Raw genomic sequence first — 17,898 nt, 5'->3', positions numbered from 1 at the left:
TATACGCCACTCATCTTCAGCTTTTTAAACCAAGAAGATCTTTGTAGTGGAGAATTTGTATCTTTCATCATTCAATTAATTTATGAAGATCGGGTCACAAAATGATTCATCTATATTCACTGAGGCGAATGGCCAAACATTTTCTCTGCCATACGCTGGGCCTGCTTGCCATAAAACCAGTACGTCAGTAGATATAGTGGAATTGCGATCATCAGGAACATGATCAGCACAATACTCATAAATTGTGGCTGCTGTAGATACAGCAAGAAGTCCTGCCAGGCATTCGGATTGGAACGGGTGGCGATGACAATACCGAGCAACAGAAATAATAAATTATAGCCCCAGTAAATCAGGCTAAAACCGAGGGTGAATTTTTTACGCTCTGCCTGGGTCGGCGCACGTTTTTGCTGTTTTAGAAATTTAAAAAGCACCCAAATCATGGCCACCAGATACGGAACAATCGTCAAGACTGCACCCATGCCCATCGGCAGCAAGGCTGCCAGTACACCGCAAATACAAGTAAAAATAAAACATATAACGAAAAACCAGATAAAATAACGACTTAGCGGCAACATATGCATGACTCAGTGATCTTCAACAAGCTAGTATAAAAAAAATCAGGTTTTTTTTCATTTTATTGTCAACCATCCACTATAGGGTGACGTTATATAGGGTACAAGGTACAAAAATTTGGACTGGCATCCACGAATTTTTGCTGACCTTTAGAGCTAAAGCAATAAGTCCAGTGTACAGGGAAATTTTGAATAGCAGCCAAAATCTTCATGTAACACAAATTTGACCGACGATTTCATCATCACTCGAATCGTCGGTTTTTATTTTTTAAAATTCCTATTTTTTTAAAAGCCTGATGGATTGCATGACTTTTCGATGTCTGATGATTTGGATGCGATCATCCAGTAATTTCCATACTGATCAAAATAAATTCAGCTTAAACATCACCAACAATTCGCTGAAATATCGTTTTACAAGTAGATTTTTACCTGTGCTTTTTCCTATAGTAGCAAGGCAGATATCTTGGGGTTCATTACATGGCAGTTCATTTTCTTCACACTTCCGATTGGCATCTGGGACAATTTTTCCATAACCATGACCGTGAATTTGAACATGCACAGTTTTTGACTTGGCTACTTGAGCAAATTAAAACAAAGCAGCCGCATGCTCTGCTGATTGCCGGCGATATTTTTGATGTGATCAATCCAGCTTCCAGTGCGCAAAGACAACTATACCAGTTTCTGGCCGACGCCCACGACCTGGCGCCACATATGCAGACCCTGATGATTGCAGGCAATCATGATTCCGGTTATCGGATTGAACAGGTTGAACCCTTGCTGGCCAAATTCAATGCCAAAGCTGTGGGAATCGTAGGCCGCACTGCAGAAAATACCCTGAACCTGGATCGTCTACTTATTCCTATTTATGATCGGGATAAAAATATCATCGCCTGGTGTCTGACCCTACCCTATTTACGCAGTGCCGAAATTACCGGACTGAATGAACATACCAGCAATAACCAGAACGCGATCAGTTATCTGCATCAACAACTGATTGCCGAAGCCAGAGCCCGCAAACAGCCACATCAGGCACTAATTTTAATGTCACATGCGCACATGCAAGGTGGTGAGACCTCGGACTCTGAACGTCCGATTATCGTCGGCAATGAAGAAGCCCTGTCGACGGCGCTGTTTGATGATGTGATTGATTATGTCGCGCTCGGGCATTTGCATAAACCACAAAAAGTCGGTCAGCCGCATATTCGCTATAGTGGCTCCCCGATTCCGCTATCATTTAGTGAAATCCATTACCAGCATCAGGTGGTTGAAGTCCGGATTGATCCTGAACAAAACCCGGAAAACCGCTTTCAGTACGATGCCTTAAGCATTCCGCGTACTGTCGAGCTGTTCCGCGTTCGTGAAAAGCTGGAAAATTTAATTACTCAAATTCAGGCGCTGCCCGCCGGAGAAATCGAGCAGCTTTCTGCACGGCATTTTCTGGAAGTGGAATACACGACCGATGCGCCGCCTCCGGTAGACCTGCGTCAGCAAATAGAACAGGCCCTCCCTGCTAACCGTTACCGACTGCTCCGCATCAGCCGGATTTACCAGCAACAGGTCGACCTTAGTTCAAGCCAGTCTAAAATTGATCTGGCACCCCCTACCCCGGAATCGCTATTTTTCAATATCTGGAAAAAAATGGGCTATGAGCAGGATCATTCGGTACAACGGGATTTTCAGGAATTATTGATTGAAGCCCAGCACGAACTTGCACAAAAACAACAAGCCTAGGATTGGCCATGAAAATTTTACGTCTAAGCCTGAATAACCTGGCATCTCTCACTGGCACTCATCATATTGATTTTGAATCCAGCCCACTGGCTCATGCCGGATTGATTGCGATTACTGGAAAAACCGGTGCAGGAAAATCCACCCTGCTCGATGCCATGTGTCTGGCGCTATACAATGAAATCCCCCGCCTAAAAGGTGCGACAGGCAGCCTGAAAGATGCTGGCGGTCAGGATGTGTCCATCAAGGATTCCAAGAATATTCTGCGCCGTGGCTGCGTGCATGGTTTTGCCGAACTGGAATTTATTGCACTCGATAGCAAACGCTATATAGCACGCTGGGAAATTAAACGGGCACGCCAGAAAGTCGATGGCAATCTAAAAGTAGACCGCTACGTCAAATGTCTGGATGATGACACCACACTGACGCAAAAAATATCGGAAGTCACCCCCCTCATTGAAAAACTGGTAGGCTTAAATTTTGAGCAGTTTACCCGCGCGGTGTTATTGGCACAGTCGGAAGTCGGTGCCTTTCTTAAAGCCAAAGATAATGAACGCGCAGACTTGCTGGAATATCTCACCAATTCGCAGATTTTCAGTCTAGTTAGTCAGAAAGCTGCAGAGAAATTCAGCGAAGTCAAAAACAAGCGCAACGATCTGGAAAAGCTGATCGGGCATATTGAAATTCTGTCTGAAGAAGACATCAGCGCTTTACAACAGCAGCAGAACTCTTTGTCTTTGCAACTTCAGAATTTGCAGCAATCAGAAAAACTGCTAGAAAATGAGAAACAATGGCATCTGGACCGACATAAACTCTATGCAGAAGTCCATGCCAAAAAAGAAGTCTACGAAGTACAGCAAGATGCAGTAAATAAATCTGCAGGACAGCAACAGCTACTGGAGCAGCTGGATGAATTCCAGTCGATTCGGGATCAGTTTGTGAGTCGTACCCGTCTAGCCCCTCAAAAAGAGCAGATTCAGCACCAGCACACCCAATTTACGCTGGAATTTGAAACGCTCAAACAGAGCTTTGTAGCAGAAGAAGCCAAACTTACAGCCTTACAACAACAGCAGCACCAGTTTCAGCAACACTTGGCAAACCTGAAACCGCATCTGGAGGCAGGTTTAAGGCTGGATCATGCAATTGATACGGTATCAGAGCGGTACAAAAAACTGCATGCAGAGCAAAGCCAGTTTCAAACCCTTCGTCTACAGCCTTTAGAAGAACAACTGCGACAGCAACAACAGACTTTGAATCAGCTACAAGCTCGGCAAGAAAAGGTTGCACAACAATTGGCTGAATCTGGCTTTTTAAATGTGTTCGATCTGGAGCCGCAAAGTACCTTGCAACGCATACAAGACTTTATGCGTCAGTATCAGCAACTGCAGCAACAGAATCCGGACAGCCTGAAGCAGCCTTTACCTGAACTGGAAAAAACCGTTACAGTACTTTCAGGAAATCTGAACCAGTGGATACAACAGCATCATAGTCTGGAACAGCTAGAAGAGCATCTCAAAACCATTCAGGAAATGCGTCAGCAACGCCAAGCGGAACAGCGTCAGCTCGACCTGCTGCAACAGCAGGTACAACAAATCGTTCAACAATCACAAGAATTTGAACAACTGCAATCTGCTGTAAATAGCCAACAGCAGCAACTAAAAATGCAGCAAGAGGCCGAACAGGCACTACATCAGCAGATTCAGGCTGAACAACAGGCCTATGAACACCTGGAACAAATACTTGCCCAGCAACGTTTATTGCATGCGCAAAGTGTGCAGGATCTTCGTGGCCAGTTAAAACCGGATGAGCCATGCATGGTCTGTGGAAGCCCAGCCCATCCTTTTGTCGATGCCGTCCATGAACATCTGGAACAGAGCCTGAACCAGCTACAGGAGCAACAGTTACGGCAGGCAAAACAGCAGCTCGATCAGCAACTGCAATCTCAGCAGCAGCAACGCATTGAAATGTCTAAAGCACAAACAGTAATTGAGCAACAGCAACAGCGTTGCCAGATCCTGCAAAACCAGATTCAACAATCCTCTGCTGACTGTAAATCTCAACTACTTAAACTGGAAGTGGTTACCGAGCAGCACAATGATCTTCCTACATTCATCCAGTTACTGGCGAATCACACTCAAAGTCTGGTCCAGCAGCTAGAACTATCACAACAGCAGGAACAACAGCTCCAGCAACAATTACAACAATGGCGTCAACAACAACAGCAATTGCACCAATTACAACTGGCTCTACAGCAACGTCAGCAACTCGACCAGCTGATACACCCAGTTTTAAGCATACTGCCCAAGCAGTACCAGTCGCAGCCACCTATGCTCTGCTTACCTCAGTTGCAACGACAAGTAGAGCACCGCATGCAGCACTTGGCAGTACAAAAGCAGCTGGAATCTGACCTGCATCAACAGCAGCAGATATTGGAAAAGAGCCAGTATCAACTACAATTGGAACAGCAAAATTTTGCTCAATTGAGTCAGTCTGTAGAGCAGTTGATTCAGCAAGGCAAAGACCTGCGTCAACAACTGGCTGAACTGACCCAAGAACATGCAGGACAAGTCTACCGTGTCGCTGCAGAATGGCGCGATGCACTAGAGCTACAAGCCAAGACCTTAGAGCAGACTTTAGAACAACAGCGTCAATGCACGGCGCAGGCCGAAAAACAGTGGCATCAAACCCACTTAAAACTGCAAGAATTTATCAGCCAACTTCAGCAGATCGATCAGCAATTGGCTCAATATCAGCAAGATATTCAGGCATGGCAAGCAGCACATCCGCAAGTGACGGCAGCTCAAATTGAACAATGGCTCAGTATTGATCTGAGCAACCATCAACACATTCGTCAGAATCTGGCCAACCAGAAACAGGCACTCGAAAATGCCAGAACAGCCTGGCAATTACTTGAAGAACAATATCAGGCCCATTTAAAACTACAGCCAGAACATGAATTTGAGGAAATTGAACAAAAACTTGGCATGCTGCATCAGGAAAAAATAATGCAGCAGGAAGTGCTCAATGAAACTGATGCCAAACTGCGTATGAATGCCAATAATCAAAACACCTATGCCAAATATCAGCAGCAAATTGAGCAGATCAAAGCCGAAGAATACCGTTGGGGTCGTATTTACGACCTGATCGGACATAAGGAAGGTACCAAATTCCAGAAAATTGCCCAGGAACATCATCTGGATATTCTGGTGGAATATGCAAATCAGCAGTTGCAACCGTTGGCACCCCGCTATCAGTTACACCGTATTCCGGATAGCCTGAGTCTGGCGATTATTGATCTGGACATGAATAGTGAAGTCCGCCCTGTGCTGTCCCTATCGGGTGGTGAAACCTTCCTGGTTTCATTGGCTTTGGCTTTGGCGATTGCCAATATGGCCTCCGGCTCCATGAAACTGGAATCACTGTTTATTGATGAAGGTTTTGGTACGCTAGATCCTGCTTCGTTACATATGGTGATGAATGCACTGGATCATTTACAAAGTCAGGGTCGTAAAGTTGTATTAATCTCGCATGTGCAGGAAATGCATGAACGTATTCCGGTACAGATTCAGGTCAAACCGGTTGGTGCAGGTGCAAGTACCATTCAGATTATAGGCTAAGGATCATGAACACTGCCCCGAATACGCTCTCGCACTATTTCAGCCTACAGCTTGAGAGCCTACGGGGTATCAGTGCCATTGTGGTGTTATTCAGTCACTGCTTTCAGGCATTTATTGCGCCTTTCGATACCAGCATTTATTCATGGATACGCCTGCTTGGGCAGGCTGCAGTCATGATTTTCTTTGCCTTAAGTGGCTATCTGATCGGCTATTCGATTCAGCACAACATTCATCAGCATGGTCAGTTCAATCTGCACCGTTATGCCCGACAGCGTTGCAGCAGAATTTTACCACCCTTTCTGTTTGCCATGGGGTTGACGCTGCTTTTATATCTGCTTGCTCCACTATTATTTGCCAGTCATACTCATGCTTTTCAACACAGTTTTGGCATGATGATCCGGACTGACTATAGTGTAGACATGATGGAATTTATTGGTTCGCTGCTATTTTTGAATGGCTTTGTAACACCAACGGTTTCAGCCAATGCTGCGCTCTGGAGCCTGAGCTATGAAGTGTGGTTTTATGTGCTGGCCGGATTCCTACCTTTTTTAAAAAATTCGGAAATCGCCAAAATCGGATTTTTTATAGTTCTGGCTATACTGTCATTACTGAACATCCAGTTTTTTATTTATTTTCTGGTCTGGCTTAGTGCCTTTGCCTGTTCATTTCAATATATCCAGCTACGTTTTTTAAACCGCTTACAATCGGTCAAATTAGCCCTATTCGGCTTGGCATTTCTAATTGCCTGTTTTGATGCTTACCAGTTTCAGATGATCGATGAAACCCAGCAATACCGCGCTGCGAATTTCACCCCTTTTAATTTCTGTGTGGGTCTGGCCTTTAGCTGCTGGCTGGTACAGCTCCAGTATCAACGCAGTCATTATCATGCGGTCTGGGTTCAATCCGCAGACTTTTCCTATACCTTGTATGTCACCCATTTCCCCTTACTTTTATTTATTTTGGGCTGTATTCCGGCAACTTTAGGCTATGGTCTGGGTGGAGCAGTTTTAGCCTTGCTTACGAGCATGTTCGGCATAATAGTCTTTGCCTGGCTGATGGCTAAATGGCTCGAACCAGCCAGAAAAAAAGCGTTATCCAATACCCTGCGATAACGTTTTGCTGCAAAAAACTGACATTAGTAGTTTATACATCTTTTTTAGGCCGTGCACCAAATAGGGCTGTGCCAACACGAACCATGGTAGAACCCGCAGCAATCGCTTCGGTCATATCCGCAGACATGCCCATACTTAAAGTATCCCAATCTTCAGGATGTGCATGCTGAACTTTGACTGCATCAAATAAAACTTTGGCATCACCAAAGGATTGAGGATTATTCGGTGCTGGAATCACCATCAGGCCACGTAAACGCACATTCGGTAGTTGGCTGATCTGTGCCACTAAATCTGCAACTTCTGCCGGCTGGCAACCATCTTTGGTATCCTGACCATCAATATTCACCTGAATACAGATATTTAGTGCAGGCTGATCATCTCCACGCTGATTGGATAAGCGCTCGGCAATAATCAGACGATCCACCCCATGCACCCAGGCAAAATTTTCTGCCAGATGCTTGGTCTTGTTACGCTGCACATGTCCAATAAAATGCCATTCAATGTCCAGCTCTTTCAGGGCCGTGATTTTTTCCAGCGCTTCCTGCAAGTAATTTTCACCAAAAGCACGTTGCCCTGCCTGATACATATCTGCCAGCACGCTACTCGGCTGGGTCTTGGAAACGGCAAGCAGTTGCACCGCATCTGCTTCGCGGCCGGCCTGAATACAGGCAGTTTCAATTTGCACTAAGACCTGATTTCGTGACTGTTGCAACATATTCATTGATGGGGTTCTCATTTCATTCATCTTTTTTTCCCTTGCCCATGAACTAAGTGTTGGTTAAGCTGTGGGAAAGCCTTATTATTCTATCAAAATAATTAACATTTTAATGAACTCGGGGACCTTATGGATATCACAGAATTGTTGGCATTTTCTGCTAAAAATGGTGCGTCGGATTTACACTTGTCTGCGGGCTTACCGCCAATGATTCGTGTCGATGGGGAAGTTCGTCGCATCAACCTGCCAGCATTAGAACACAAAGAAGTGCATAAACTCGTTTATGACATCATGAACGATAAACAGCGCCGTGATTTTGAAGAAAATCTGGAAACTGACTTTTCTTTTGAAGTGCCTGGCGTGGCACGTTTCCGTGTCAACGCATTTAACCAGAACCGCGGTGCCGGTGCGGTATTCCGTACCATTCCCTCTAAAGTACTGACCCTTGAAGATCTGGGCATGGGACAGATTTTTAAAGATATCTGTGAATATCCACGTGGTCTGGTACTAGTCACAGGTCCAACCGGTTCGGGTAAATCAACTACCTTGGCGGCGATGCTGGATTATATTAATGACAACCGCTATGACCATATTCTGACCGTCGAAGATCCGATCGAATTTGTGCATCAGTCCAAGAAATGTTTGATTAACCAGCGTGAAGTGCATCGTGATACGCATGGCTTTAATGAAGCATTACGTTCTGCATTACGTGAAGATCCGGATATTATTCTGGTCGGTGAGATGCGTGACCTTGAAACCATTCGTCTGGCTTTAACTGCGGCAGAAACGGGTCACCTTGTTTTCGGCACCCTGCATACCACCTCAGCGGCCAAAACCATTGACCGTGTGATCGACGTATTCCCTGCTGAAGAAAAAGACATGGTACGTGCCATGTTGTCTGAATCCCTACAAGCCGTAGTTTCACAGGCTCTGCTGAAGAAAAATGGCGGTGGGCGTGTGGCGGCGCATGAAATCATGATTGGTATTCCGGCGATTCGTAACCTAATTCGTGAAAACAAAGTCGCACAAATGTACTCAGCAATTCAGACCGGTGCCAACTATGGCATGACCACACTGGACCAGACCCTGAAAACACTGGTGTCCAAAGGTTTGATCAGCCCGCAAGTTGCACGTACTGCAGCCAAACAGCCAGAAGCATTTTTATAAGAAAATTGAATTGTATTGGGGTTTATATACATGGATTTTAACGGCTTACTCGATTATATGGTGGAGAAAAAAGCATCGGATCTGTTCATTACTGCCGATGTCGAACCATCCATCAAGATTAATGGTCAGATTTTACCGATTGGCTCAGTAAAATTACCGGGTGCGGCAGTAGGACAACTGCTCAATTCCATCATGACTGAAAAGCAGCGTAAAGAATTTGCTGACAGTCGTGAATGTAACTTTGCCATCAGCACACCGGACAAAAGTGCCCGCTTCCGTGTCAGTGCCTTTCAGCAACGCGATCAACCGGGGATGGTTTTGCGTCGGATTGAAACTGTTATTCCAACTATGGATGAACTCAAGTTACCGCCAATTTTAAAAGAACTGGCGATGACCAAACGTGGCATCATTATTTTTGTCGGGGCAACGGGTACCGGTAAATCAACCTCGCTGGCGTCTTTGGTCGGTTATCGCAATGAAAATTCCAAAGGTCATATCATTACCATTGAAGATCCGATCGAATTTATTCACCAGCATAAGGGCTGTATTATCACCCAGCGCGAAGTCGGCATTGATACAGATTCATTTGAAATCGCTCTGAAAAACACCTTGCGTCAGGCACCGGATGTAATTCTGATTGGTGAGATCCGTTCACGTGAAACCATGGATTATGCGATTGCCTTTGCCGAAACCGGTCATCTGGTCTTTGCTACCCTGCACGCTAACAACGCTAACCAGGCGATTGACCGGATTATCCATTTCTTCGAAGCAGACCGGCATAATCAGCTGTTTATGGACTTGTCCCTAAACATGAAAGCGATTGTGGCACAGCAACTGATTCCAACCATCGATGGCAATGGTCGCCGCGCTGCCATTGAGATTCTAATTAACTCGCCACTGATTGCCGACTTGATTCGTAAAGGTGATGTGCATGAGATCAAGGATCTGATGAAGCGTTCCCGTGAACTGGGCATGCAGACCTTCGATCAGGCGCTGTATGATCTGTATAAAGCCAAACAGATCAGCTATAAAGATGCACTGAAACATGCGGATTCACCCAACGACCTGCGTTTGCAAATCAAACTGTCAGAAGAAGGTGGCAGCCATTTATTGCGTGCACATTCCAATATCACCTTTGACGGTCAGTCCTGATCGGATTGAGCGCATAAAAAAACAGGCTTCCCATGAAGCCTGTTTTTTTTGTTTGAACCAGAGCTCAAATTATTTTTTACGGAACACTTCCTGACATGCAGTCGCATCGCAGTAGCCATACAGATTCAGTGAGTGACCGGTTAATTCAAAACCAAATTTCTCAGCAACGTCATGCTGCTCTTTTTCAATCGTGTCATTAATAAATTCAACAACTTTGCTGCAATTTAAACATACCAGGTGATCGTGGTGATCTTCCTGCATAATTTCAAAAACTGAATGATTATTTTCAAAATTATGACGTTCGATGATGCCCGCTGCTTCAAATTGCGTTAACACACGATACACAGTTGCTAAACCTACATCTTCGCCCTGATCGAGTAAAGTCTTGTAAATATCTTCCGCACTTAAATGATGTTGTTTTGAATTTTCTAGTAATTCTAATATTTTAATTCGTGGAAGGGTAACTTTCAGTCCAGCTTTTCGTAAATCTTGGTTTGAAATAGTCATGTAAAAAGGTCTCTCAACAAAATCAAAGTTGGAATATGCAACAAAGTTTAGATGCAGTATGATCTATCCTTGGATCAAATGCATCATAATTAATTTGGGATAGTTTAGCAAAATGCAAAAAATCATGTTGACGTTATTCGTCACTTCATTGCTCGTCGGCTGTTCGACATTAGGTGTTTATAAAGTAGATATTCCACAAGGAACCCCTTTAACCCAAGCACAAGCCGCTAAAATTCAGGTGGGAATGAGCCATCAACAGGTGCGTTTCTTACTGGGCAGTCCAACAGTAAGCGATCCACTGAATCCTTTACGTTGGGACTACATCTATAACTATACCCCAGGAACCTACGCTAAAAAAGCCAAGATCCCGGCAGCCCAAGGCCAGCATTTGAAAATCTACTTTAACCAGTCTGGTATCGTGGAACGTGTTGAAGGTCTGGAGACGATTCCAGAATCTCAACCCGGCTTACCAGGATCAAAAGAAGCGATTTTAAATGCTCCCCCACTATAGTCGGTTTCACATGAAAAAGCCCCTGAATCATTAGGGGCTTTTTTAATTAAGCTGATTGATTGAGCAGATCATTGAGGCTACTGCTCATTCAAGCCGCTTTCTATTCGGAAGATGGTTTCAGCTTTCTTAAAAGATTGCCTCTGGCATAACGACCCACAGGATTTTTCTCGGCGCGTTTACGTCGGATGTCTTTAGGATTGATGGTCAGTGCTCGGTAAATTTCTACCCGATCCCCTGCTGCCAGTGGCTGCTGATGATCTTGCAAACGCACCCCAAAGATGCCCAGAGATAACGGTTCAGGCAAGTCGACCTGCTCACGGATTCCACTCTGCTCAATCGCATCCAGTGCCGTCATGCCGGGCTGAAATGGCACGGCTAGATGAAATTGTTTTTCTGACGTCGCATACGCTACCCAGATCATCGCCTCACTCATCAGACGAATTGTCCTAAGACAGCAATGATTGCCAGAATAATCCCGACCGGCAACACCACACGTACTGCAATACGCCAGATGTTATAAAACGCTTCAGAGCTAAAATTCATTGATTTACGCAAATGACTGATCTTCATGATCCAGCCGGCAAATAATGCATAGATCAAACAAATCAATAAGCCCCAGACGAGCAAGACCACATTGAAAATTGGGCTTAGATTTGGAATAGCCCAGATCAGCGTAACCGCCGCCACAATCGCCCATTGAATCGCAGGATGAAGCTGACGTTGCTGTAACTGTTCACGTGCCATTTGCAAAATTAATGCGGCAGCTGCCACCATCGCTGCGACCAAGGTGAATGCAGGGATTTGCGCTTGCACAGCAAAGAAAGCAAATGCAATGACAGCAACGAGCTGCGCAATCCAGATCGGCAATACCGTCTTGCTGGCGACATCCTGTTGTTGTACAGCGCTTAGGCTAGACTGCCAGTACAAGCCCATGCCCAGACCACTTGCCACCAGCGCTAATACGGTGGCATTGCCCCATTCCGAGAATTCGACTGGCGTGACTTGCCATGCAGGTAGTGCAGTTCCCATTACATTGGCCAGAACCAGAGATGCGAGCACCCCAATCGTTGTAACAGCCAATAAAATTTGACGCGGTAGCAGTGACAGGGCCAACGCTACTATTGTCAATCCGATCAACAAAAGGTTCGGTGCAAGATCAAGTGCAGCAACCGCCAGAACATTACTGGCATTGTTCAGCATTGCACCTGCCAGAAACGGAATAAAAATCACACTTAACCAGCCGACAATACGCCATTTCTGTGACGCATCAGCTTCACGGGTCAGCGTTGACAGCGCCTGTAATGGCGTTGTTCTAGAGCGCTTGGCCAAAGCAATTTCCAAGTAGCAGACTGGAAGTGCCAGAATCAGCATGGTGGCTAACCAGAGCATCCAGAAATCCAGCTGACGATCAATCTGTATACCGGTTATCGGTGCGAGCGTCGCGATGATAATAAACGATAAACAGAAAGCCATCAGCGGCGATAACCATTTTGACATAGCATTGTCCTGCATGATGCATTCCTATAAAAATCTAGCGCTATTTTGCCTTGTGAAGCGGTGAAAATCAAAAACAAAAAGCAAACCACCTTAACGGTGATTTGCTGCGCCAAAATTATAATTAAATTGTAATTCTTGTTATCTCTTTAGATATTTTATTATGAGAAAAACCGAGCGAACCAGTTTTTACCGGTTTTCTTTTCTTTTTCCTTGATGATGCCCATCATATTTTCTTTCACGGCACCGACATAATCGGCGTCATCGTGCTGAATATGGTTAATCAGCCATTTCGATAATACTTCGTGCAGTTCATGTTCAATCGACTGCCCCAGTTCAAAACGGTCACGATAAGATTCAATTTTCTTAATAAACAGGTCATGCACACGTTTATGCGGCACCCGATATTTATAGCCGGCTTCTTCCTGAAGAGATTCCTCAAAGGTGAAATGCGACTGGGTATAATCAATAATATTATCAAGAATCTGTTTAATACGGGCACGCTCGGTATTGGCATCAATTCCATCAATTTCGTTGATATAATCGAGAATTCGTTTGTGCTGATCGTCAATCACATCGATACCAGTATTATAATCTGGAACCCATTTCATTTTCATTACGACCACCTATAAATATTAAGGACTTATAACGTGAAAATGAGCATATAGCGTATTGATTCAAATAAAAATGAAGCAAATTAGTCGGCTTTCCGCCTAAATCCGGCTTTTTCATTTTAAGTTTCTGTTATATATAATTAAAAATAATTTATCCTGAGTAAAAGGCTAAGATATTAATTAACCAAAATCCACAATAAGCCTTTATTTATTCTTAGATTTTTTCTTATTTTTTAAATATAAAAAAACGGAGTTTAAACGTAAGCGTCCGCTGAATCCCATACCAATTTTTAATTCAATTTAGGTTTCCAGCAGTGTGGCAGTAACTCTTCAATCTGGGTCACTTTATGTGTCGGTAACCTTTTCAGCACATCACTTAAATAGGCATACGGATCCAGCCCATTCAGCTTTGCTGACTGGATTAACGTCATGATGTTTGCCGCTCGCTGACCACTGCGCAGCGAGCCAGCAAACAGCCAGTTCTTGCGCCCCAACGCCCAGGGACGCATCTGATTCTCGACCCAATTATTGCAAATAGGTAGATTGCCATCATCCAGATAGCGGCTTAAGGCTGGCCAACGCTTCAGACTGTAATTGATGGCCTTGGCGGTGGGAGAACTCGATGGCACTGTCAGATGATGTTGGTTGAGCCATTCATATAGTTGTTGCATCACTGGTTGACTATGCTGTTGTCGGTATTCGCGGCGGTCTTCCGCTGTACCATCGGTCTTTTTCCTGAGCTCTGCTTCTATCGCATACAGTTTCTGAATCAGCACCAATGCCTGTTCAGCGACCTGACTTTTCCCGGTCACATGCAGTTCATGGAATTTACGACGTGCATGGGCCATGCAGCCCACCTCAATGACCTGGCCTGATTTAAAGCGTGCTTTATAACCACTGTAATCATCACAGACTAGATAGCCCTGCCAGCCTTTCAAGAACGCTTCAGCATGCTGGCCTGAACGACTATCCTGAAAGTCATAGATCACCGCCTGAACTGGATTGTACTGTGTAGTGGCATAGGCCCAGACATAACCTTTTTTCGGTTTTTTCTCATCATCACCCATCCGCATGATGGTGACCGGCGTTTCATCGGCATGCAGCATCTGCTGTTGTAGTACCACCTCTTTTAAGGCATTGGCCAGAGGTTCGAGTTCTACTCCGCAGCGACCTATCCAGTCAGATAACGTTGATCTAGAAAGTTCGATTCCCGCCCGCTGATAGATCAGGCGTTGACGGTACAGCGGCAAATGATCGGCATATTTCGATACCAGCACATGGCTGAGCAATTCAGGTGAAGCAATGCCTTTATCAATTACATAGGCAGGCATCGCTTGCTGAGTCAGGGTGTCACACTGATCACAGACCCATTTACCACGCACATGCTGTTCCTTATAGAACTGTGCCGGTCTGAAATGCAGTTTTTCACTGATATCTTCGCCGATACGACGTAACTGGCAGCCACAACTGCATTGGGTTGATGCAGGTTCATGCTCAATACGGATGGTGTGTAGATGATCGGGCAGCAGTCGACGTTTAGGTTTATTTGCTTTGGCTTTGTGTGTCGCTGCATCGGTTTTATCTGCATTCAGCCGTTCCAGTTCCAAATCAACGGCTGCAATATCTTCTTCGACCGCTTCATCCCAGAGATGGATTTGTTTTGCGGTGAGATGTTCGTTTTTACTGCCGAATTTGTGCTGTTTAAACAGCGCCAGTTCATGCTCGTATTTTTGATTGAGAATGGAAAGATGTTGGTTGCATGCTTCAAGATGCTGAACTTTGGCATCCAATTGCTGGTTTGATTTTTCTAATTCTTGCTTTGATTGTGCCAGAGACTGATGCTGCAACGCCAACTGCCTGGTGAATTCCAGCAGTTGTTCATGGGTCAGTTGGCTTAAGTCTGGCAGCGTATTCATGACCGCAGTATGCCTGAGGTCATGAGAAGAATGAAATAGAACGTTTGGAGAATAGCAGAATGGAACAGCCTGGTTTAAAGCATCGTCACCACCTGCTGTCGTCCAATGCGCTGCCAGGGCAAACCTTGGATCAGTGCCTGTAACTGTTCCGGGCTGAGGGCCACGGTTTCACCTTGGTGAACTTGAGCCCAGTGAAATTTGCCCTGTTCCAGCCGCCGGGCACACAGCCAGATGCCCAATCCATCATGTACCAGTACTTTCATACGATGGCCACGTTTATTACAGAACAGGTAAGCACAATGCGGTTTGATTGAACCAAAGGATTTCATAATCTGCGCCATGGCCGTATCCATACCCGCACGCATGTCCATGGGCTGGGTAGACAACCAGATTTCATCGATACGGATCATGTTGCAAGTGCCTTGAGTAATTCTGCTAAAGCAGATATTTCTGATACTTGCCATTTCAAGCCAATTTCTGCTTTTGAGTGGGGTAAAGTAATTTGAACCTTTAACATGTCAGTAGGAGTAGGATCTAATGGTGCAGAGCAAGATAAGGCAATAAATGCAGGTTTATTCGGTAGTGGTGAGCGATCATTCCCTGGCTTAGCATCAATTAAGCGAATCCATTTGGATACAAGATTTGTATTCAATCCATGTTGCAAAGCGACTGAAGCAATTGAAACGTCTGGTGCTTTACAAGCCTGAACGATCTGCTGTTTAAATTCAGCACTGTATGTTCTTCGTTTTTTCGCAAGAGATGCGATGGATGTCTGGTGATTTGTAGTCATAAATTTTAGTCCCCACTTGTTTCTAAGTGGGGACTAAATTAAGGCTTATAGGATGAATTCAGAAGGTGTGTTCAGCGGACGCTTACGTTTAAACTCCGTCTTTAATCGCATTTCAATATTGATCAGCTCGCGTGACGCGTTTTAAGGAAGGATCAAGACGTTCACGTTCCAGACGTTCAACATGCGTCAACTGAGAACGTACTTTCGCCCCATGCTGAAACAGGATCATTTCACCGGGCTGGAAGGCAGTCCATTCTTCATTCTGGGTCAATGGTTCAGTGGTAATCACTGCGACGCGATCTTCAGGGGTCGTGACCTGACTAAAGTCCACTTCGACATCAATATCAATCAGCTGAGCCGGTCTAAACGGGTATTCACGTACCAGCCAGTGGAGTTTAGTAATCGCATAGCTAAACAGCGCCTGACCATTCGACAGGCAGAAATTAAAGGTGCCATGCTCCGCGATTGCAGGTGAAATTTCAGCTAGAAGATCGAAAACCTGATCCAGTTTCGGCTCATGATAGCCAAAGCGTTTCACCAGTTGATCCAGCAGGTAACAGAAGGCACGCTCACTGTCGGTATTTCCGACTGGGGTAAAGCGCCCTGACAGTTCAGGAAAATAATCATATAAATCGCCATTATGGGCAAAAATCCATTGCCGCCCCCAAAGTTCACGGCTAAAAGGATGCGAGTTTTCCAGATTAATTTTGCCTTGAGTGGCTTTACGGATATGGGCAATCACATTACGTGATTTGATCGGATAGTTACGCACTAGCTCGGCAATCGGCGACTCAACCGCAGACTGGTTATCAACGAACAGACGGCAGGCTTTATCTTCAAAGAAAGCAATCCCGAAGCCATCCGCATGATCAGAGGTAATGCCCGCCCGCTGGGAAAACCCGCGAAAAGAAAAAGTAATATCCGTCGGGGTGGCACAATTCATTCCGAGCAGTTGGCACATGGTCTGGTTTCAGCTCTCTATTTACTTAGAAGCTTATTGTGCATGACTGTCCTAGTCATTTCAAATAGGTGGCTATAAGAAATCCAAATAAAAAAGAGTCTCTATTGAGACTCTTTTTTGCAAAAATTGGCTTAAGAACGATGCGGATTGGCACGATTGGTAATGAGGGTGCCCACACCATGATCGGTGAAAATTTCTAGTAAGCTGGCATGAGGTACACGGCCATCCACGATATGTGCACTTACGACGCCGCCTTTTACCGCATCCAGCGCACAACCGACCTTTGGAATCATGCCGCCATAAATCACGCCAGTTTCGATCAGACGATCGACTTCTTGAGTGGTCAAACCAGTCAACAGGTTTTTATTTTCATCCAAGACACCGGTGATATTGGTGAGTAGAATCAGTTTTTCTGCACCTAGGGCTTCAGCGACTTTACCAGCGACCAAATCAGCATTGATATTATAGGTATTGCCTTCTTCATCGACACCTAGCGGGGCAATGACTGGAATAAAGTCACTATTGGTAAACATTTCCAGAACATCAGTTTTCACGCCAACGACTTCACCGACCAGACCCAGATCAATTTGCTCAACTGAACCATCTTCAGCCACTTTTTCCATCAGCAGCTTTTGCGCACGAATCAGGTTGCCGTCTTTACCGGTAAGACCAATCGCACGGCCACCATGCTGGTTGATCAAATTCACGATAGATTTGTTAACGCTACCGCCAAGCACCATCTCGACCACTTCCATAGTCGCAGGATCAGTCACGCGCATGCCGTCGATACGGTCTGATTCACGGCCTAGCTGTTTCAGCATGGAATCGACTTGCGGACCACCGCCATGCACCACGATCGGATTAATACCGACGGTTTTTAATAATACGATATCACGTGCAAATGAACTTTCCAGCTCAGGATCGGTCATCGCGTTACCGCCGTATTTTACCACCAGGGTTTTACCCGCAAAGCGTTGAATATACGGCAAAGCTTCTGTCAAAATCTGTGCTTTGTCGATGCCTGTTTGTTGATTTGGCATTC

Annotated in this window: 17 protein-coding genes; 6 read left to right on the top strand and 11 right to left on the bottom strand. The window is 45.1% G+C overall.

The window, feature by feature from the left end; translation table 11 throughout:
* Positions 1–116 precede the first annotated feature (116 nt).
* Positions 117–575 (bottom strand): ABZJ_00895 family protein, encoded by a 459-nt coding sequence (locus F995_RS07025; RefSeq protein ID WP_004646142.1) that lies wholly within the window; start codon positions 573–575, stop codon positions 117–119.
* Positions 576–1,049: 474 nt separating this feature from the next.
* On the opposite strand from F995_RS07025, the gene F995_RS07020 reads away from it, so the two are divergent.
* The 3 genes from F995_RS07020 to F995_RS07010 are packed head-to-tail and all read left to right on the top strand — an operon-like array spanning position 1,050 to position 7,029.
* Positions 1,050–2,303 carry an exonuclease SbcCD subunit D gene (locus F995_RS07020; RefSeq protein ID WP_004646141.1) on the top strand — a complete coding sequence of 418 codons (1,254 nt, stop codon included), beginning with the start codon at positions 1,050–1,052 and terminating at the stop codon, positions 2,301–2,303.
* An 8-nt stretch (positions 2,304–2,311) separates the two neighbouring features.
* Positions 2,312–5,917 (top strand): AAA family ATPase, encoded by a 3,606-nt coding sequence (locus tag F995_RS07015; protein ID WP_004646140.1) that lies wholly within the window; start codon positions 2,312–2,314, stop codon positions 5,915–5,917.
* Between the two features lie 5 nt (positions 5,918–5,922).
* Positions 5,923–7,029 carry an acyltransferase family protein gene (locus F995_RS07010; protein WP_004279281.1) on the top strand — a complete coding sequence of 369 codons (1,107 nt, stop codon included), beginning with the start codon at positions 5,923–5,925 and terminating at the stop codon, positions 7,027–7,029.
* 31 nt (positions 7,030–7,060) lie between these two features.
* On the opposite strand, the gene F995_RS07005 is transcribed toward F995_RS07010, so the two are convergent.
* Entirely contained in the window at positions 7,061–7,750 is a 690-nt protein-coding gene (locus F995_RS07005; RefSeq protein ID WP_004646139.1) for a YggS family pyridoxal phosphate-dependent enzyme, read from the bottom strand.
* A gap of 123 nt (positions 7,751–7,873) precedes the next feature.
* Between F995_RS07005 and F995_RS07000 the strand changes: the two genes are divergently transcribed.
* Positions 7,874–8,911: a type IV pilus twitching motility protein PilT gene (locus tag F995_RS07000; RefSeq protein WP_004279279.1), complete on the top strand. Its 1,038-nt coding sequence runs from the start codon at positions 7,874–7,876 to the stop codon at positions 8,909–8,911.
* A 30-nt stretch (positions 8,912–8,941) separates the two neighbouring features.
* The gene (locus F995_RS06995) at positions 8,942–10,063 is read left to right on the top strand and encodes a PilT/PilU family type 4a pilus ATPase (RefSeq protein ID WP_004646138.1); all 1,122 of its coding nucleotides are present in this window, start codon (positions 8,942–8,944) and stop codon (positions 10,061–10,063) included.
* Positions 10,064–10,132: 69 nt separating this feature from the next.
* On the opposite strand, the gene fur is transcribed toward F995_RS06995, so the two are convergent.
* Positions 10,133–10,570, bottom strand: a complete 438-nt coding sequence (fur, locus tag F995_RS06990; protein ID WP_004646136.1) for a ferric iron uptake transcriptional regulator — start codon at positions 10,568–10,570, stop codon at positions 10,133–10,135.
* A 112-nt stretch (positions 10,571–10,682) separates the two neighbouring features.
* Here fur and F995_RS06985 point away from each other — a divergent pair, with 112 nt between their 5' ends.
* Positions 10,683–11,081: an outer membrane protein assembly factor BamE gene (locus tag F995_RS06985; protein ID WP_004279275.1), complete on the top strand. Its 399-nt coding sequence runs from the start codon at positions 10,683–10,685 to the stop codon at positions 11,079–11,081.
* Positions 11,082–11,181: 100 nt separating this feature from the next.
* On the opposite strand, the gene F995_RS06980 is transcribed toward F995_RS06985, so the two are convergent.
* The 8 genes from F995_RS06980 to argB form a co-directional block, all read right to left on the bottom strand.
* Entirely contained in the window at positions 11,182–11,514 is a 333-nt protein-coding gene (locus tag F995_RS06980; protein WP_004646135.1) for an RnfH family protein, read from the bottom strand.
* Positions 11,514–12,593 carry a hypothetical protein gene (locus F995_RS06975; RefSeq protein ID WP_004646134.1) on the bottom strand — a complete coding sequence of 360 codons (1,080 nt, stop codon included), beginning with the start codon at positions 12,591–12,593 and terminating at the stop codon, positions 11,514–11,516. The genes F995_RS06980 and F995_RS06975 overlap by 1 nt, the downstream gene beginning before the upstream one ends.
* Positions 12,594–12,736: 143 nt before the next feature.
* The gene (locus F995_RS06970) at positions 12,737–13,192 is read right to left on the bottom strand and encodes a bacteriohemerythrin (protein WP_004646133.1); all 456 of its coding nucleotides are present in this window, start codon (positions 13,190–13,192) and stop codon (positions 12,737–12,739) included.
* 287 nt (positions 13,193–13,479) lie between these two features.
* Positions 13,480–15,105, bottom strand: coding sequence for an IS66 family transposase (gene tnpC / locus F995_RS06965; protein WP_004646132.1), 1,626 nt, complete (start codon positions 15,103–15,105; stop codon positions 13,480–13,482).
* 74 nt (positions 15,106–15,179) lie between these two features.
* A complete protein-coding gene (tnpB, locus tag F995_RS06960; RefSeq protein WP_004646131.1) occupies positions 15,180–15,515 on the bottom strand; it encodes an IS66 family insertion sequence element accessory protein TnpB in 336 nt (111 codons plus the stop codon).
* Positions 15,512–15,895: an IS66-like element accessory protein TnpA gene (gene tnpA, locus F995_RS06955; protein ID WP_004646130.1), complete on the bottom strand. Its 384-nt coding sequence runs from the start codon at positions 15,893–15,895 to the stop codon at positions 15,512–15,514. The genes tnpB and tnpA overlap by 4 nt, the downstream gene beginning before the upstream one ends.
* Positions 15,896–16,007: 112 nt before the next feature.
* Positions 16,008–16,856 carry a class II glutamine amidotransferase gene (locus F995_RS06950; RefSeq protein ID WP_004646129.1) on the bottom strand — a complete coding sequence of 283 codons (849 nt, stop codon included), beginning with the start codon at positions 16,854–16,856 and terminating at the stop codon, positions 16,008–16,010.
* Positions 16,857–16,987: 131 nt separating this feature from the next.
* A complete protein-coding gene (argB, locus tag F995_RS06945) occupies positions 16,988–17,896 on the bottom strand; it encodes an acetylglutamate kinase (RefSeq protein WP_004279270.1) in 909 nt (302 codons plus the stop codon).
* Positions 17,897–17,898 lie beyond the last annotated feature (2 nt).

This window comes from Acinetobacter sp. CIP A162 (assembly GCF_000367905.1).
In the GTDB taxonomy this organism is placed as follows: domain Bacteria; phylum Pseudomonadota; class Gammaproteobacteria; order Pseudomonadales; family Moraxellaceae; genus Acinetobacter; species Acinetobacter lwoffii.
This window is presented reverse-complemented; position numbering and strand designations above follow the sequence as displayed.

Bases quoted from the DNA above. Each gene is read 5' to 3' on its own strand.
- F995_RS07025 (WP_004646142.1), bottom strand. From the start codon at position 575: ATGTTGCCGCTAAGTCGTTATTTTATCTGGTTTTTCGTTATATGTTTT.
- F995_RS07020 (WP_004646141.1), top strand. From the start codon at position 1,050: ATGGCAGTTCATTTTCTTCACACTTCCGATTGGCATCTGGGACAATTT.
- F995_RS07015 (WP_004646140.1), top strand. From the start codon at position 2,312: ATGAAAATTTTACGTCTAAGCCTGAATAACCTGGCATCTCTCACTGGC.
- F995_RS07010 (WP_004279281.1), top strand. From the start codon at position 5,923: ATGAACACTGCCCCGAATACGCTCTCGCACTATTTCAGCCTACAGCTT.
- F995_RS07005 (WP_004646139.1), bottom strand. From the start codon at position 7,750: ATGAATATGTTGCAACAGTCACGAAATCAGGTCTTAGTGCAAATTGAA.
- F995_RS07000 (WP_004279279.1), top strand. From the start codon at position 7,874: ATGGATATCACAGAATTGTTGGCATTTTCTGCTAAAAATGGTGCGTCG.
- F995_RS06995 (WP_004646138.1), top strand. From the start codon at position 8,942: ATGGATTTTAACGGCTTACTCGATTATATGGTGGAGAAAAAAGCATCG.
- fur (WP_004646136.1), bottom strand. From the start codon at position 10,570: ATGACTATTTCAAACCAAGATTTACGAAAAGCTGGACTGAAAGTTACC.
- F995_RS06985 (WP_004279275.1), top strand. From the start codon at position 10,683: ATGCAAAAAATCATGTTGACGTTATTCGTCACTTCATTGCTCGTCGGC.
- F995_RS06980 (WP_004646135.1), bottom strand. From the start codon at position 11,514: ATGAGTGAGGCGATGATCTGGGTAGCGTATGCGACGTCAGAAAAACAA.
- F995_RS06975 (WP_004646134.1), bottom strand. From the start codon at position 12,593: ATGCAGGACAATGCTATGTCAAAATGGTTATCGCCGCTGATGGCTTTC.
- F995_RS06970 (WP_004646133.1), bottom strand. From the start codon at position 13,192: ATGAAAATGAAATGGGTTCCAGATTATAATACTGGTATCGATGTGATT.
- tnpC (WP_004646132.1), bottom strand. From the start codon at position 15,105: ATGAATACGCTGCCAGACTTAAGCCAACTGACCCATGAACAACTGCTG.
- tnpB (WP_004646131.1), bottom strand. From the start codon at position 15,515: ATGATCCGTATCGATGAAATCTGGTTGTCTACCCAGCCCATGGACATG.
- tnpA (WP_004646130.1), bottom strand. From the start codon at position 15,895: ATGACTACAAATCACCAGACATCCATCGCATCTCTTGCGAAAAAACGA.
- F995_RS06950 (WP_004646129.1), bottom strand. From the start codon at position 16,856: ATGTGCCAACTGCTCGGAATGAATTGTGCCACCCCGACGGATATTACT.
- argB (WP_004279270.1), bottom strand. From the start codon at position 17,896: ATGCCAAATCAACAAACAGGCATCGACAAAGCACAGATTTTGACAGAA.